This is a genomic window from Pseudoalteromonas lipolytica (assembly GCF_001306915.1).
GTDB classification, from domain to species: Bacteria; Pseudomonadota; Gammaproteobacteria; order Enterobacterales; family Alteromonadaceae; genus Pseudoalteromonas; species Pseudoalteromonas simplex.
Map to the genome: position 1 here is coordinate 111,357 of NZ_LJTC01000010.1, position 15,158 is coordinate 126,514.

Sequence of the window (15,158 nt, forward strand, 5' to 3'; positions counted from 1 at the left end):
ACAGCCACTTAAAGTGGCTGTTTTTAATTTATGCTATTGAATTAAAGCGTTTCTTTAAATAACTTATAAATACGGCGATATTCATCTAACCAGCTTGATGGTTGTACAAAACCATGCGGCTCAACTGGGAAGATCGCTGTTTCAAAGTTTTCTTTTTCAAGCTCAATTAAGCGTTGTACTAAGCGAACTGAGTCTTGGAAGAATACATTGTCATCAACCATAGGCGCATTAATTAATAAACGACTCTTAAGCCCTTCAGCAAAGTAAATTGGTGAGCTCTTTTCATAGGCAATTGGGTCAACATCTGGGTGGTTTAAGATGTTAGACGTATAAGGACCATTGTAGTGAGCCCAATCAGTTACCGGACGAAGTGCAGCACCTGCTTTGAATAAATCAGGTTGCGTGAATAGCGCCATAAACGTCATGAAACCACCGTAAGAGCCACCATAAGTGCCTACAGCTTGTGTATCTACGTTTGCGTTGTCTGCCATCCAGCTTACGCCGTCTGCTAAATCTTGGATTTCAGGTGTACCCATTTGACGATAAATAGCTGTACGCCAATCACGGCCGTAACCTTTTGATGCACGGTAGTCCATGTCCATTACTACGTAGCCTTCTGAAGCCAGTAGTGAGTGGAACATAAACTCGCGGAAGTAACCAGACCAACCCATGTGTGAGTTTTGTAGGTAACCAGCACCGTGGTTAAAGATAACTGCTTTACGGTTTTTACCTGTTTCGCCTTCTTTATAATCAGCTGGGTAATATACTTTTGCGTAAATTGGCTGATCAGTATGGCTTGAAGGCACAGCAACAATCTTAGGTGCAATTAGTTTCTTCGCTAAGAACTCATTAGATACTGTATGCGTTAACTGAGTTGCTTGGGTGTTTGCTTTTGCATCAGCAACATAAAGCTCAGGCGGCGACATAATTTTTGAATGAGTTAGCAATAGTTTGCTTTCATCTGGGCTTAACTGGTAATCAGTCATACCATCAAGGTTGGTTACTTGCTCAGATTCACCGTTTGCAGGGTTTACACGATAGATTTCGTAAAGACCTGGGTGCTCAACGTTGGCTTTGTAGTAAATCGCTGAGTTATCAGCTGTTAACGTTAAGTTAGAAACAACAAATTGGCCTTTAGTAAGCTGCGTTGCTTTACCGTTTAAAGGCTTTTTGTAAATGTGGCTGTAACCAGACTCTTCAGATAAGAAGTAAAGCGTGTCTGAGTTGTTCAACCAACCAAAATCATTGTATGCATAGTTAACCCACGCATCGTCATGCAGACGGTGTTGTGAAACAAGTTTATTGTTTTGTGTATCAACAGTCGCTAACCAACGGTCTTTGTTGTCCCATGCTTCTAGCATAAGAGCCACTTGTGAACCATCTGTGTTCCATTGGATTGCACTTTGGTCCCAACCCCAATCCATCATTAAGTTGATGGCACGTGGTGCTTTTTCAGACTTATAAGTTTTGCCATCACGGGCGTAGTTTTCTTTCTTAACAGCTGCAAGTACGTCTTCATCAAAACCAGGTAAGGTATCGAATGCAAGCGTTGTTTGCTCGCCTGATTTAAGGTCGATGTAAACAACGTCTGAGCTGATTGGTTTTTCATCAGCAACACGACGGCGTACTTTTTCTGCTTTTACGCGTGCATCATCGGCAATGTAATTAGGCATGATATCGCCTTCATCGCGCCATGAACGGCTTTCTGTGGTTACTGCAACAAGTGCTTGGCCATTTGGTGAAAGCTGTACATCTGCTAAACGCTTACCTTTACCTAAATAAAATTGTGCATTAGCAATGCTGTCGTTTTGCTCGTTGATTTGTGCTTTACGCTCTTCACTATCTTTTTTGTTTTTGTGCGTAAGCGCAATGTAATCAATTAGTTTGTGCTGCTCTTTTGCAATGTAAGTGTCTGGCTCTTGTACACCTTTAGGTGCATCGTCTAGGTGTAAGTTAACTAATTCAACTTGACGACCCGTTGCTAAATCAACTTTATAAAATGCATTACCTTGGCGATATGCAAGGCTACCATCAGTTAAAAACTGTGGTTTTGATTGCTGTGCGCTATCGTGAGTGATTTGTGTAATTTGCCCATTGCTTAGGTTTTTAACGAAGATATTACCTTCAAATGCATAAGCCTGTTGTTTTTTATCTGCCGAGTAAACGGCATTTTTAGCGCCTACAGTGTGTAGTTTGTTTAACGCTAATTGTGATGCAGATTGGCTATTTACCGCTTGAACGTATAAATCGCGTAACTCATTGCCTTGTTGCTTTTGTGCATAAACGATGCTGTTAGAATCACCATTCCAGAAAGCACGCTCAGGTTGACGGCCTAACCAATCAGGGTGAGCCATTGCTTGCTCTAACGTGATTTCAGCTGAACCTGTATCAGCAGGAGTAGCAACTACTGGTGCTACATTGGTAACTTGTTCTTCAGAAGGCGTTGAGGCGGTTGATTGACAACCTGCTAGCATGAAGCTAGATGCGACTGCGAGAGCCACTAACGTTTTATTAGCAGTGGTTTTGAATTTCATAGTGCTTCTTACGGGTTATTATAATTCGCCCTATTTAAGCAGAAGCACTGATGAAATAGCAATTTTTATAGGATAAACAGCCAAACTTTTCCGTTTAATAACAGCTTATTTTATGCTGATATCAAGCCATACCATACGGTGATCAGATGATGCGTTACGATCTTTAATTAAACGGAACAGTTCAGAGTTTTTCTGTGGCCAAAAAACGCCACCATCGTTTATCTCAATACCATAATTTGAAGGTAAAACGTAATCAGCACGAGCCTGCCAATAAGCGGTATAGTTTTTAGCGTAATCTTCTTTATACGATTCTTTTGCACCTTTGCTTGTTGGCGTAAAAGAGGTATTCACTAATGGATTTTTTAAAATTTGGTCTGTTGTATTCGGGCGTGCCTTACCTCCTTCTGGCGCAGCATTTAAGTCACCAACAATAACAAAACGGCTTTTCGCTTTTAAGCCACCTTTTTGACCTTTATCATCGTAAATGTAGTTAGCATTGTTGATGTAATCTGCAACTAGGCGTACTTCATCGTGGTTACGCTTACCGTTACGGTCTTCGTCACCATCAAAAACAGGCGGCGTTGGGTGCGATGCAAGCAAGTGAAACGTTTTACCTTTTACATCTATTGGTAAATCCCAAAAAGACTTAGAACTTAGGTGAATTGCTTGCCACTCTTCAGCTGAATACCAGTTTTTACCTGTTTTGGGGTCGACAGGCATTTGTGCATTTGGCATATCTTTGTATTTGAATGTTTGTAATGTACGCGCTTTATCTAAATCGATTGGGTAGCGCGACAATACTGCCATTGCATAATGCCCCTCAAAGAAGCCAAAGCCGTGTGCGTCGCCTTTGTAATGCCCCTTTACACCATCGTTATCTAGGTCGAACTCAGTAGGTAAACCAGTGTTAACAGGTGCAATAAAGTAATACGGGTAATCGATGGCAACTTGCTTATTTTGCGATACTTGCAGGTAGTTTTTACGAAATACGTTAATGCCTTTGTCGGCATCAATATAATCAAACTCATTGAGTAAAATTACATCAGGTCTTACGCGCTGAATAATTTCGGCAATGTTACGAATTTGCTGGTGGTTACTGGCTAATGCTTTACTTAGAGCATCTTTATCTATTGCTTCGCCTTTTTTAGCATAGTTAGTGGCATCCATACTCACATTAAAGGTAGCAACACGTAAATCAGCCGCCGATATATTGTTAGCAAAAAGGCCCATGGCCAGTGCTATTGAAGAAGTTAATAAAGCGTTTTTCATGAAATAAATCCGTCTACTATAAGTAGTAAAATAATACTGGTGACAATGATCCATAAGATCATCGCCATGATAAAAGGTTTAATGCCCGCTTGTTTTAAGACTGAAATAGATAAACCACTACCAATCAAAAATAAGGTCATTACTAACACTTGTTTAGCACCAACATTAAGTGCATGCCACAATGCTTGATATTCAGGAAAGCTTGAATTAATCAGTGCCGCCGCTAAAAAGCCAAATATAAACAATGGGATACTGGCTTTTTCGTCTGATTTCCAAAACACACCCGCAATGCTTGTATAAGGGATTATCCACATCGCTCTAGTTAGTTTAATGGTTGTGGCAATAGCAAGTGCTGATGCGCCATACGCAGCGGAAGCCCCCACTACACTACTGGTGTCGTGAATAGCAAGTGCAGCCCAAACACCGAATTGTTGCTCAGTCAGGCCAAAGTAATGACCAATCATTGGGAATAACACTAAGCCAAGGGCGTTTAATAAAAACACCACAGCGAGTGATATAGCTACTTCGTGATCTTTTGCCTTTATAACCGGCGCCATTGCTGCAATGGCGCTACCACCACAAATGGCGGTACCAAAAGAAATAAGTACACCGGTGTTTTTATTTAACTTAAATAACTGAGATAAAATTTCACCAAGGCCAATAATAGCGGTAATACTAACAATAGTAAGCACAATAGAGCTGCGACCTACTTCTATAACTTGATTAAAATCAACAGCAAAGCCTAAGCCAATCACCGCCAACTTTAGCATCCATTTACTTATTTTTTGTGACTGCAAAGCAAATGGGTTGCCTAATATCATGGCAAATAAAGCACCGACGACAAGTGCCGTAGCAGAGCCAACAAATGGTAATGCTGATACTAAAAATAGTGCAATAAATAGAAACTGCTTTGGGCGTTCGGCTATCACAACGGTGCTCTGATAAGTTTATTGGTTAGCTTATGCACCACAGGTGCAACAAATATAACAGTAGGAAACGCCACACAAAATGCAAAAGCCCATGCTTTAAGCCAAATGGTTGCAATGTTATCGATTAAACCAACGTTAAAAATGCTGATCACTAAAGACATAAATCCAGACATAAACAGCGCCATAAAGAACGCAAATACGACTGTTCTTAATCGAGGATGTAACATAACGATCTAATATTAATATAAAAATATTAGTCTATAGCAAGATGACCCTGACGCAAGTGCTTTGAGACAAGAGGTACAAAATTAGCGAAGTTTGCGGGTAATTAAAAAGCCGAGATAAACTCGGCTTTTAGAATTTAAACTGATTAGTTTAAAATAAGTTGAGTGCTTGTATCAGCAACTCCTGGGTAGTCTTGCTCTGGTAGAATTTCAGCCAGTGCCGCTAAACGTTCACCTAATTGGTGAAGGTTATCGGCCGATACATTGATATGACCCATCTTACGACCTGGTTTAGCCGTTTTACCATACCAGTGACTTGTAACGTCTTGCGTTGCCAGTACTGAGTGTGGGATTGAAGGCTGACCAAGTACGTTGATCATAGCAGTAGGACGAAGACACGCTGTACTACCTAATGGTAAACCTGCAACAGCGCGCATGTGGTTTTCGAACTGTGAGCAATGTGTACCCTGCTGTGTCCAGTGACCAGAGTTATGAACGCGTGGCGCAATTTCGTTAACTAATAACGTACCTTGTACATCAAAAAACTCAATTGCTAATACACCCACATAGTCAAGCTCTTGCGCAAGCTTGTTAAAAGCAAGCTCTGCTTGTTCTTGAATTGCTGCTTTTTCTTTACCAGCAACTGAAAGCGTAAGTACACCATTGGTGTGTTGGTTTTCAGTCAATGGATAAATAACGGTGTTACCCGCTTTGTCGCGAGCACCAATGATAGATACTTCGCGGTCAAATGGGATCATCTTTTCAGCGATAATAGAATGCGGCGCACTTTCAGTGCCTGATGCTATGAAATCTGCCATTTCTGACCAGATTTGGTCAATTTGATCATCAGACTTTAAGCGCCATTGCCCTTTACCATCGTAACCCGCTTGGCAAGTTTTGATCACAAGCGGCTTGCCTAAACGCTCTACAGCAGCAACAAGGTGCGCTTTTTCTGTAATTAATTGGTAAGGCGCGCATTCAACATTTGTTTTATCAAGTAATGCTTTTTCAAGTGCGCGGTCGCCACCTGTTTTAATTGCCGCTTTACCCGGATAAAACTTATTGCTTTGACAACATAATGTAAGTACATCATCAGGAATGTGTTCAAACTCTGCTGTAATTGCGTCTGCGTTATCAATAGCTTGTTGTAATGTGCTGTTATGAACTTCACCAGTTAATGGATGAATGATTTTTTCACTACCCACATCGTAGGCAACAACATTTAAATCAAGCGGTGCACCCGCTAAGCTCATCATGCGAGCTAACTGACCTGCACCTAAAATTAGAATATTCATATTACTCTGCAGGATTAGGGTTAGCTAAGATAGTGTCTGTTTGTTCTTTACGGAAAGCTTCAACTTTTGCGAAGATTTCAGGCTGTTGGCAACCTAAAATTTGTGCCGCTAAAAGGCCAGCATTTGCAGCACCCGCTTCACCGATAGCCAATGTACCGACCGCAACACCTTTAGGCATTTGGCAGATAGATAATAACGAATCTACACCATTAAGTGTTTTAGACTTAACTGGCACACCTAAAACTGGCAGTGATGTAAACGCCGCAGCCATACCTGGTAAGTGCGCAGCACCACCGGCACCTGCAATAATAATTTTAATGCCGCGATCTGCAGCTGAGCTTGCATAGTCAGCAAGTAATTGAGGGGTACGGTGAGCAGAAACAACTTTAGTTTCGTATTCAATGCCGAATTTTTCTAGCATTAACGCCGCATGTTCCATCGTTGGCCAGTCTGATTTGGAACCCATAATAATGCCAACAGTCATAAATACACCTCAGTTAAATAGTTTTCTAAAAAGCGGACTTTTGTCCTTATTTTGTGGCGGTATTATATACCCAAACCACATCAAGATGCGAGTTTCAGTTGGAATTAAAAGCGATTTAGGCAAGGCATTGATTGCAAATAATAGTGGTTCTATTGTTAAAATCGATAACGCAGTATAAATCGCTTTTAAACCAACCCGTTGGGCGCTTCACAGGCACTCACTCTCATCGTTGTTACTTCTTAAAAGGGACTGCCATTTCTACAAAGTAACGCCTTGATATTAAGCACCTGTGAAACGCTGAATTCTGTATCTTGATGTGGTTTGGGTATATCCCCTAACTCACATCAAGATACGACTCTAGAAGCACAAAAAAGCCATGACATGCATGGCTTTTAATCACTCATCAACTAATTAAGCTTCTTTGCTTGCTAGGTACTCAGTGTATGTACCTTTAAAGTCGATAACTTTGCCGTCTTTGATTTCCCAAATACGGTTAGCTAGTGATGATACAAATTGTCTATCGTGTGATACGAACAATAATGTCCCTTCGTATGCTTCAAGTGCTAAGTTAAGCGCTTCGATAGATTCCATATCCATGTGGTTGGTTGGCTCATCCATTAATAAGATGTTTGGTTTATGCATCATAATTTTGCCAAACAGCATACGGCCTTGCTCACCGCCTGAAATCACTTTTACTGACTTTTTGATATCGTTTTGTGAAAACAGCATACGACCTAAGAAACTACGAACAACTTGCTCGTCGTCACCTTCTTGTTGCCATTGTTCCATCCACTGGAATAAGTTCATGTCTTGTTCGAACTCGTCAGCATGGTCTTGTGCGTAGTAACCGATATTAGCGTTATCAGACCATTTAAATTCACCTTGTTTTGGTGCTAAACGACCAGCAAGGGTATTTAATAGTGTGGTTTTACCAACACCGTTCTCACCGATAATTGCAATGCGCTCGCCTACTTCAACTAGGCCTTCAAGGCCAGTGAATAGTGTTTCTTCAAAGCCTTGCGTTAAATTTGTTAGCTCTAAGGCATTACGGAATAACTGCTTTTCTTGCTCAAAACGAATAAACGGGCTTTGACGAGAAGATGCTTTAACTTCTTCAAGCTGAATTTTATCAATTTGTTTAGCACGTGATGTGGCTTGCTTTGCTTTTGAAGCGTTCGCAGAGAAGCGCGATACGAACTGTTGAAGTTCGGCAATTTGGCTTTTCTTCTTGGCATTTTCGCTTAGTAGACGCTCACGAGCTTGCGTTGCAGCAAACATGTACTCATCGTAATTACCTGGGTAAATACGAAGCTCACCGTAATCGATGTCGGCCATGTGTGTACAAACTGAGTTTAAGAAGTGACGGTCGTGCGAAATGATGATCATGGTACAGTCGCGCTGGTTTAACACGTCTTCTAACCATTTGATGGTGTAAATATCCAAGTTATTGGTAGGCTCATCCAGAAGCATGATATCTGGATCAGAGAACAGCACTTGTGCAAGTAACACTCGTAGTTTAAAACCCGGTGCGATTTCAGACATAGGGCCGTAGTGTTGCTCTGTGCCAATACCTACACCAATTAGTAACTCACCCGCTTTTGCTTCTGCTGAGTAACCATCCATTTCGGCAAACTCAGTTTCTAGGTCTGCTACACGCATACCGTCTTCTTCGCTCATCTCAGGTAAGCTGTAAATACGGTCACGCTCTTTTTTTACTTCCCACAGCTCTTTATGACCCATGATTACTGTGTCGATTACAGAAAACTCTTCGTAAGCAAACTGGTCTTGGTTTAGTTTAGCAATACGCTCGTTTGGATCTGTGCTAACATTGCCTGAAGATGGCTCTAGTTCACCACTTAGGATTTTCATGAAGGTTGATTTACCACAGCCATTCGCACCGATTAAACCGTAACGGTTACCATCGCCAAATTTTGCTGAAATATTTTCGAATAAAGGTTTAGCACCAAATTGCATGGTGATATTAGCTGTACTAATGATAGCGGTACCCTCCAGCGGGTAAAAAGTAAAACGAAACTGCGGGCAATTTTAAACTAAAGCCGCTTGGCACGCCATGAAAGATTAGTTAAATCAATTCCTCAATTTACAACTGAAATTGTTAGGTCTACATTTAGTGAACACGCTCACTTTTATTAGTGAACGCGCTCACTTTTAAATTTAACTTTAAAAATTAAGATATTAGCTATGGGTAATTACGATAAGACACATCAGCATATTTTAAATGTTGCTTGGCAACTTTTTTCTAAACATGGATTCAATGAAACCTCTACACGGCAAATATCTTCTACTTGTGGTATTGCAATCGGTACTTTGTTTAAACATTTTGATAGTAAAATTGCGATTTTAGAAGCATGTCTTGATCTAAGGTTTCATGACGTATTAGAACTTGCCAAAGAAACCGACATTCACCGCCCTCCTCGTCTTAAAATCAATCATTATGCTCAATACTTTTATCAATTTTACTGTTTACATCACCGCTTTTATAAAGTGCTTTTTAGCCAACGCTTGTTCTGCAAAACCTTTCAACAACAACACATGGAACTAATTCAATCATTAGTATTTGCCGATCAACCCCAATTTAATAAAGTTAAAGCTGCTATATTACTCGACTGCTATTTTATGACCTTATTGTATGGCTTAGGCGCTGAAACTCCGAATACAAAATTGATGCTGAGAACGCTGAGTCAGAAAGTGTCTATATTTTAAGCTCACTAACTCATTGATAATTCGATATTGTGAACCTAAAGTGAATAATTTTTCCTCAAACAAGGTTTGTTGCATGATAATTTTTCACTTTTGACCCAATTTTAGCTTTGATAATCTCCGACTCTTAACTAAATTATACCTATTAGGGACAATATTTAATCAAGGTACATTATGAAAAGAACACACGCTGCCTTTTTTGTTGCGGGCATGATAAGCATGCCTACAGCGAATGCCATCGAGATCTACAACGATCAAACCAATAGTGTCACTATAGGTGGCTTTATAGATGCAAGGGTTATTAATACACAAGGTGAAACAGAAGTAGTTAATGGTGCATCACGAATCAATTTAGATTTTAAGCGTCAATTAAAAAATAGCTGGCAAGCCTTGGCATTATTAGAATGGGGTGTAAACCCTGTTGGTAGTAGTGACATTATTTATAATAATCGCTTTGAATCGATTCAAGATGAGTTTTTATATAACCGACTTGGCTATGTTGGCCTTAAACATGAAGACTATGGTCAAATTACATTAGGCAAACAATGGGGTGCATGGTATGACGTTGTTTATAACACCAACTACAGTTTAGTGTGGGATGGTAACGCCGCGGGTGTTTATACCTACAATAAAGATGACGGTGCAGTAAATGGTACTGGTCGCGGTGATAAAGTACTACAGTATCGTAATACGTGGGGAAAATTTCATCTTGCCCTACAAGCGCAACTAAAATCAGATGACTTTTATACCTGCGACATTGCAGACATATCACGAAGTTCATGTGAACTGTTATTTAATCAAGGTAATGCCGCAGCTCAAAGAGTAGAGTTTAATTCAACCTATGGTGCGGCTATCACCTACAATGCAACAAATAATTTAAAATTTACTGCAGGGGTTAACCGAGGTGAATTTGATATTGTTTATGCAAACGGTCGCGATCAACTCGTTACAGATCTTATCTATGGTGTTGGTGTTACTTATGGTGATTTTTATAAACCAGGCTGGTATGCATCAGCAAATATAAATAAAAACGAAAACCACGACACCGACAACTTAGGACGCTTAATCAAAGATGCCGTTGGTTTAGAGTCAATTCTAAGTTATCGCTTTGATAATGACATTCGTACTTTTGTTGCCTATAACGTATTTGATGCAGGTAGTGACTATGTTATTCAGCCTAATTTTAATGCCGACCCTGAAGATGTGTTTAAACGCCAATTTGCAGTTTTAGGTGTGCACTACTTTATGGCTGAAGATACCATTTTATATATCGAAGCTCGTAAGGATTTTAGTGACTTTTCAAGTAATGACGCAGAGCAAGAAACACAGATGTCTCAAACCGAAGATGACGGTATAGCTATCGGTTTTAATTACACTTTGTAGTTACGATAAACACTAAGCCCACTATTGTGGGCTTTAAACTCGCGATAAATCACTTACGTACATATTCAATACATTGAGTTACCATTCAAAGTCTCTTGTGGGATCTGTTGTATTGAATCCCAGTGTTCAACAATCTTGCCATTTTCATCAAACCGAAAGAAATCCATAGTGACATATTGGTCATTACCAGGCCATATTTGGTGAGTATGAAGCGCAACAAGATTACATTCTGCTATAGCACGAACAAAATCAATTTTCTTATCTGGATATTCATTATGCATTTTTTCAAAATAGGTAATGAATGAGGCTGTTCCATCACCAACTAAAGGATTATGTTGTATGTATACTTCGCCTACATACTTTTCAACCGCTAGAGATGGATTTCCTAGATAAGCGGTTTTGTAAAACTCAATAGCATTTCTCTTATTTAATTCTAAATCAACCGACATTTAGCACCTCTTCACAAATTTGTTGATTATGCTTGTATTTAAGAAATGTAAGACAAGCTAATTACACATTTTACTAAAGCATAATAGTTCCTTTTCTGAATATTCTATTTCTACCAGAGCTATTAACTGATAACTAGCCAGAAAAGTTAGCAATGGAGCGTTCAAATTTCCGATAAAAACGAATGACGGTTACACTTCACTTTATGAAATAGCTTATATGTTACGTATGTTGGAATAGGTATGTGTTAGCAGAAAAGTAAACTATTAATCTTTAAGCGAATCTAAAATGTATTCAGTACCAGTAAACCAAACTAGCACTTTAAGCACCTTCAAAATTTACTACACGCGAACGGCCATTCTCTTTAGCAATATAAAGTGCTTTATCAGCATTATTCAAAAGCTCATCAAGTGAAATGCCGTCTTTACCATACACAGCAACACCTGCGCTAAACGACATGCCTATATTTGAATTATCAGGTGTCATTAGCTTTATGGTCTTAGTTGTTTGAAGTAGTTTTTCTGTATTGGCAAAACAAAACGTGTCTTTAATGTTTATTTGAATAAGGCAAAACTCTTCACCGCCAAGTCTTGCAAAATAACACGTATCATCAATGCTATCTTTTACATGCTTCGCAAAGGTGACTAATACTTGGTCGCCAAAATCATGGCCAAATGAATCATTAAAACGCTTAAAGTGATCAAGATCGATAAGTGAAACAGTACAACTAAATTCTTCATGTTTTGATTGTAACTGACTGAATTTTGCAAACAAGGCTCGCCTATTTGGGACATTTGTTAATTGGTCAGTATGAGCAAGTTCAAACATTTGCTTACTGTAGTCTTCTAAGAGAGTGTTTGTTCGGTTAAACAAAAACTGGTTTCTCTTAAGTTCGGTTATATCCTCACCTTCAACAATGACGTGCTCACCGACTACATTGGCAGTAAATCTAAAAATATGACGATATGAAGCATCATTAATTTCCACTTCAAGCTTATCTGTATCATTTTCTAATAATTTCGAAATAATTAATTGTAATAAGCTTCTGTTAGTTGGATTGTTCGATGCATCTAGATAATGCTGTGCAACAAGTTGAAATGAGTTGTTTTGAAATACTACCTTGTGTTCATTAGCCGACAAAACAACGACAGGTAACTGCAAATAATTTAAAACAGAATAATCCGCGTTGTTTTGTTCTAATGACATACGATAAAGTCTCGTTTTGTTTCAAGCTTAGCTATGACTTGCTTCGCGTCGTCTTCTGATATTCCTTGTTCAGAAAATGTAAGCGACAAGATATTTATCATTTCTTGCCAATCTTTAAGATTAATACCTAAATTTTTATGGGCTTGTGCTAGCTGTTCATCACTGATGTAATCAGGTCCACCCATTAAAGATGAGATAAAACTTGTTTGATGATGAATTAACCTTTCCATGTTGGTATGTTTAAAATGAGCATTAAGGGTTTCTGACTTCAAAATATTGTCATAAAACTTTTCTATGACTTTATAAATTCGAGAAAAACCACCGTATTTGATAAACAAAGAAGATTCCACATCGAGTCCTGTATTATCGATAAATATTTAAGTAACTAATAAGGCACCACAAAAGATGACAAGAAAGTCTGCAAGCTATTGATATTTAAATTATAGAAAGGAAAAGAGATTTTGCATTTTTGAATAAGCAAATAATGGGATTATTCTCATTTGTTGCACGTGAATATTAATAGCCCCTCTTACACACCATCTGTTGATTTAAAAATCTTAAATTCAAAGATATTTGCCGAGATTGAAATAAACTTCAAAACAGTATGATGTGTTCTTTTTATGATTAATGGCTATTACAATGAATAATCACGTTCTACTTTAGCAATACGCGTTGTAAAGGCGCTGTACCATTTGTCTTTGCCGAGCTGTTGGGCGTTTAAGTGCTCAACGTTTTGTTTCCAGGCTTTTATCGCATCTAAGTTTTGCCAATACGACACCGTAATACCCATACCATCACGAACAGACTCCATACCTAAATACCCAGGTTGTTGCTCTGCGAGTTCTACCATTCTATTAGCCACTTCTTCATAACCGGCGGTATCATCTGATAAGGTATTCGTAAAAATCACGGCGTAATATGGCGGTTTTGGTGTATTCGCTATCATGGCTGTTACTTCCCTCTACTTGGTTCAAAACCATCATAACATGGGATTTCTTTGTTAAACGTATCCCAATTTGCTTTAGAGCTTACAAAGTTATGGCTGATCGGGCGCTCATTTATATCGCTATCTAATAAACCTAAGCGAATACGTAAGCGGCTTGGGTCATCTTTATTCTCGCTATAAATAGGCGAACCACAACAGCTACAAAAATAACGAATTCTGCCGGGTTTAAATTCAAACGCACTTAGATGCAGCTTTCCTTCAGTGAGGTTAAAACCATCTCGTTGAATAAAGCCATTGGTTGCGTAGGCTGTGCCTGAGTTTTTACGACATAAAGAACAATGACAATGAATAATTGAGTCTATGCCACCAGCAATAGTTACTTTTACTTTGCTGCACAAACAACTTCCTTGATACATAGTCCCTCTCAGGTTTAAAGATTAATAACCGCGATGCTTCCAAAATTCAGTGGCAGTGCCTTCGGCTTCCTTTAATAAGTTAAAGGATTTATCAGCGATTATATGGCCATTTAACTCAATAGTCATGCGCCAAATACCTACTTTATTGTCAACAGGTGCCCATATCGTATCACCTAAATAAAACTGCCAATCGTTTGTTTTAACGTACTGTTCGCCCTCAAACGGTGGCATGATCTCGCCATCTTCATCCGGAATATCTGGGTGGTAAACGCAAAATTTAATTTTTTGTCCTTTGGCCTTTTTAATGTTAACTATAAAGCCAAATTCAATATCTAACTGTGCAGGAACGTCTGTTGTAAATTCGGTAATTTGAGGCAGGTCTTTCTCTTTTGCATCCCAATGACTGTAAATGCCGTAACTTTCAATACTGGTAATTGGTTTGGCTTTTGCCATAGCTGCAAGCGCTCCTTTTTTAAAATAAGGCGCTATTTTATAGTAGCAACTCTAGCAGAACAAGATTGTACTATTATAGTAATTAGCTAACGTGCTTTACCCAGTGCGAGTCATGTTGTTGAAAACCACATTTAGTTAAAAGTTTAATACTGGCGCTGTTATTTTGGTTAACTAAAGCTAACACACTGTTTATGGGAGCAGGTACAAAGGTCGTGAGTTTTTCAAATAGCATATCTAGTACCTTTTGCATTATTCCTTTGCCAAAGTATTGTGACGACAACTCAAACCCCAACATGCCCTGCCCGTCAATTATGTTAAATATGCCTACGCTGCCAATAACCTGCCCACTACTTCGTAAAACAATAACTAAACGAATGCCTTGTTGATTATAAAAACGTTCTATGTCGCCTTGAATAAAGTCGTACACGTCACCTTTCGTTATGTCAGCTCCGTAATCATTAAACGTTTGTACTTGCGGTTCTTTTAAAATATTCCATATCGCTTGGCAATCTCTATGACGAATTGGGCGTAAGTCAAAGGCTAAGTCATCGTGGCTAGACACGTTAATTTCTTCTTTTTGCTTTATGAGCTGGCATTATTGTCTTACTATAAACGCAATTTCAAGCAATTAGATTAAGTTCGATGAGTGAAGAATTTAAAGTAATTCAACCTACCACTACAGTTTACTGTAAAGAGCGCGGTGAAGGCTGGACCTTAACAGGGATCACCAGTATTGATGAACATACTTCTGTGATGTTTGATGGTGTAAGGTATACCTTACCGGCCCGTGAAATTGTTGAGGTATTGTTGCCACAACAACTCGAGCGAGAGAAAAACCAATAATAAAAAAA

General features: G+C 39.0%; 17 protein-coding genes. 3 read left to right on the forward strand and 14 right to left on the reverse strand.

What is annotated here, in order from left to right; translation table 11 throughout:
• Positions 1-41 precede the first annotated feature (41 nt).
• From AOG27_RS15335 to AOG27_RS15365, 7 genes are all read right to left on the reverse strand, one after another.
• A complete protein-coding gene (locus AOG27_RS15335; RefSeq protein WP_054553882.1) occupies positions 42-2,534 on the reverse strand; it encodes a prolyl oligopeptidase family serine peptidase in 2,493 nt (830 codons plus the stop codon).
• Between the two features lie 105 nt (positions 2,535-2,639).
• Positions 2,640-3,764 carry an endonuclease/exonuclease/phosphatase family protein gene (locus AOG27_RS15340; protein ID WP_419177739.1) on the reverse strand — a complete coding sequence of 375 codons (1,125 nt, stop codon included), beginning with the start codon at positions 3,762-3,764 and terminating at the stop codon, positions 2,640-2,642.
• Between the two features lie 35 nt (positions 3,765-3,799).
• Positions 3,800-4,732, reverse strand: coding sequence for a YeiH family protein (locus AOG27_RS15345; protein WP_054553884.1), 933 nt, complete (start codon positions 4,730-4,732; stop codon positions 3,800-3,802).
• Entirely contained in the window at positions 4,729-4,959 is a 231-nt protein-coding gene (locus tag AOG27_RS15350) for a DUF2798 domain-containing protein (protein ID WP_054553885.1), read from the reverse strand. Before AOG27_RS15350 ends, AOG27_RS15345 begins: the two co-directional genes overlap by 4 nt.
• 143 nt (positions 4,960-5,102) lie before the next feature.
• The gene (locus tag AOG27_RS15355; RefSeq protein WP_054553886.1) at positions 5,103-6,251 is read right to left on the reverse strand and encodes a 5-(carboxyamino)imidazole ribonucleotide synthase; all 1,149 of its coding nucleotides are present in this window, start codon (positions 6,249-6,251) and stop codon (positions 5,103-5,105) included.
• A gap of 1 nt (position 6,252) precedes the next feature.
• Complete coding sequence (gene purE / locus AOG27_RS15360) at positions 6,253-6,735, reverse strand: 5-(carboxyamino)imidazole ribonucleotide mutase (RefSeq protein ID WP_054553887.1); 483 nt, start codon at positions 6,733-6,735, stop codon at positions 6,253-6,255.
• Positions 6,736-7,146: 411 nt separating this feature from the next.
• Positions 7,147-8,733, reverse strand: a complete 1,587-nt coding sequence (locus tag AOG27_RS15365) for an ABC-F family ATPase (RefSeq protein WP_082389293.1) — start codon at positions 8,731-8,733, stop codon at positions 7,147-7,149.
• A gap of 204 nt (positions 8,734-8,937) precedes the next feature.
• On the opposite strand from AOG27_RS15365, the gene AOG27_RS15370 reads away from it, so the two are divergent.
• Both AOG27_RS15370 and AOG27_RS15375 read left to right on the forward strand, forming a co-directional pair.
• Complete coding sequence (locus AOG27_RS15370) at positions 8,938-9,459, forward strand: TetR/AcrR family transcriptional regulator (RefSeq protein WP_054553889.1); 522 nt, start codon at positions 8,938-8,940, stop codon at positions 9,457-9,459.
• 171 nt (positions 9,460-9,630) lie between these two features.
• The gene (locus AOG27_RS15375; protein ID WP_054553890.1) at positions 9,631-10,839 is read left to right on the forward strand and encodes a porin; all 1,209 of its coding nucleotides are present in this window, start codon (positions 9,631-9,633) and stop codon (positions 10,837-10,839) included.
• Between the two features lie 65 nt (positions 10,840-10,904).
• On the opposite strand, the gene AOG27_RS15380 is transcribed toward AOG27_RS15375, so the two are convergent.
• From AOG27_RS15380 to AOG27_RS15410, 7 genes are all read right to left on the reverse strand, one after another.
• Positions 10,905-11,288 carry a nuclear transport factor 2 family protein gene (locus tag AOG27_RS15380; protein WP_054553891.1) on the reverse strand — a complete coding sequence of 128 codons (384 nt, stop codon included), beginning with the start codon at positions 11,286-11,288 and terminating at the stop codon, positions 10,905-10,907.
• A 319-nt stretch (positions 11,289-11,607) separates the two neighbouring features.
• Positions 11,608-12,492, reverse strand: coding sequence for a GGDEF domain-containing protein (locus tag AOG27_RS15385; protein WP_054553892.1), 885 nt, complete (start codon positions 12,490-12,492; stop codon positions 11,608-11,610).
• Positions 12,483-12,842 carry a group I truncated hemoglobin gene (locus AOG27_RS15390; RefSeq protein WP_054553893.1) on the reverse strand — a complete coding sequence of 120 codons (360 nt, stop codon included), beginning with the start codon at positions 12,840-12,842 and terminating at the stop codon, positions 12,483-12,485. Before AOG27_RS15390 ends, AOG27_RS15385 begins: the two co-directional genes overlap by 10 nt.
• Before the next feature lie 284 nt (positions 12,843-13,126).
• Positions 13,127-13,438 (reverse strand): antibiotic biosynthesis monooxygenase family protein, encoded by a 312-nt coding sequence (locus AOG27_RS15395; protein ID WP_054553894.1) that lies wholly within the window; start codon positions 13,436-13,438, stop codon positions 13,127-13,129.
• 5 nt (positions 13,439-13,443) lie between these two features.
• Positions 13,444-13,854 (reverse strand): GFA family protein, encoded by a 411-nt coding sequence (locus AOG27_RS15400; RefSeq protein WP_054553895.1) that lies wholly within the window; start codon positions 13,852-13,854, stop codon positions 13,444-13,446.
• A 21-nt stretch (positions 13,855-13,875) separates the two neighbouring features.
• The gene (locus AOG27_RS15405) at positions 13,876-14,307 is read right to left on the reverse strand and encodes a DUF3859 domain-containing protein (protein ID WP_054553896.1); all 432 of its coding nucleotides are present in this window, start codon (positions 14,305-14,307) and stop codon (positions 13,876-13,878) included.
• An 82-nt stretch (positions 14,308-14,389) separates the two neighbouring features.
• Positions 14,390-14,869, reverse strand: coding sequence for a GNAT family N-acetyltransferase (locus AOG27_RS15410; protein ID WP_054553897.1), 480 nt, complete (start codon positions 14,867-14,869; stop codon positions 14,390-14,392).
• 80 nt (positions 14,870-14,949) lie between these two features.
• On the opposite strand from AOG27_RS15410, the gene AOG27_RS15415 reads away from it, so the two are divergent.
• The gene (locus tag AOG27_RS15415) at positions 14,950-15,150 is read left to right on the forward strand and encodes a hypothetical protein (protein WP_054553898.1); all 201 of its coding nucleotides are present in this window, start codon (positions 14,950-14,952) and stop codon (positions 15,148-15,150) included.
• The last annotated feature ends 8 nt before the right edge of the window (positions 15,151-15,158 follow it).

What these genes read in the sequence shown, in the direction of transcription:
- AOG27_RS15370 (WP_054553889.1), top strand. Translation starts at nt 8,938, where the DNA reads ATGGGTAATTACGATAAGACACATCAGCATATTTTAAATGTTGCTTGG.
- AOG27_RS15340 (WP_419177739.1), bottom strand. Translation starts at nt 3,764, where the DNA reads ATGGGCCTTTTTGCTAACAATATATCGGCGGCTGATTTACGTGTTGCT.
- AOG27_RS15415 (WP_054553898.1), top strand. Translation starts at nt 14,950, where the DNA reads ATGAGTGAAGAATTTAAAGTAATTCAACCTACCACTACAGTTTACTGT.
- AOG27_RS15380 (WP_054553891.1), bottom strand. Translation starts at nt 11,288, where the DNA reads ATGTCGGTTGATTTAGAATTAAATAAGAGAAATGCTATTGAGTTTTAC.
- AOG27_RS15395 (WP_054553894.1), bottom strand. Translation starts at nt 13,438, where the DNA reads ATGATAGCGAATACACCAAAACCGCCATATTACGCCGTGATTTTTACG.
- AOG27_RS15350 (WP_054553885.1), bottom strand. Translation starts at nt 4,959, where the DNA reads ATGTTACATCCTCGATTAAGAACAGTCGTATTTGCGTTCTTTATGGCG.
- AOG27_RS15405 (WP_054553896.1), bottom strand. Translation starts at nt 14,307, where the DNA reads ATGGCAAAAGCCAAACCAATTACCAGTATTGAAAGTTACGGCATTTAC.
- AOG27_RS15385 (WP_054553892.1), bottom strand. Translation starts at nt 12,492, where the DNA reads ATGTCATTAGAACAAAACAACGCGGATTATTCTGTTTTAAATTATTTG.
- AOG27_RS15400 (WP_054553895.1), bottom strand. Translation starts at nt 13,854, where the DNA reads ATGTATCAAGGAAGTTGTTTGTGCAGCAAAGTAAAAGTAACTATTGCT.
- AOG27_RS15355 (WP_054553886.1), bottom strand. Translation starts at nt 6,251, where the DNA reads ATGAATATTCTAATTTTAGGTGCAGGTCAGTTAGCTCGCATGATGAGC.
- AOG27_RS15375 (WP_054553890.1), top strand. Translation starts at nt 9,631, where the DNA reads ATGAAAAGAACACACGCTGCCTTTTTTGTTGCGGGCATGATAAGCATG.
- AOG27_RS15335 (WP_054553882.1), bottom strand. Translation starts at nt 2,534, where the DNA reads ATGAAATTCAAAACCACTGCTAATAAAACGTTAGTGGCTCTCGCAGTC.
- purE (WP_054553887.1), bottom strand. Translation starts at nt 6,735, where the DNA reads ATGACTGTTGGCATTATTATGGGTTCCAAATCAGACTGGCCAACGATG.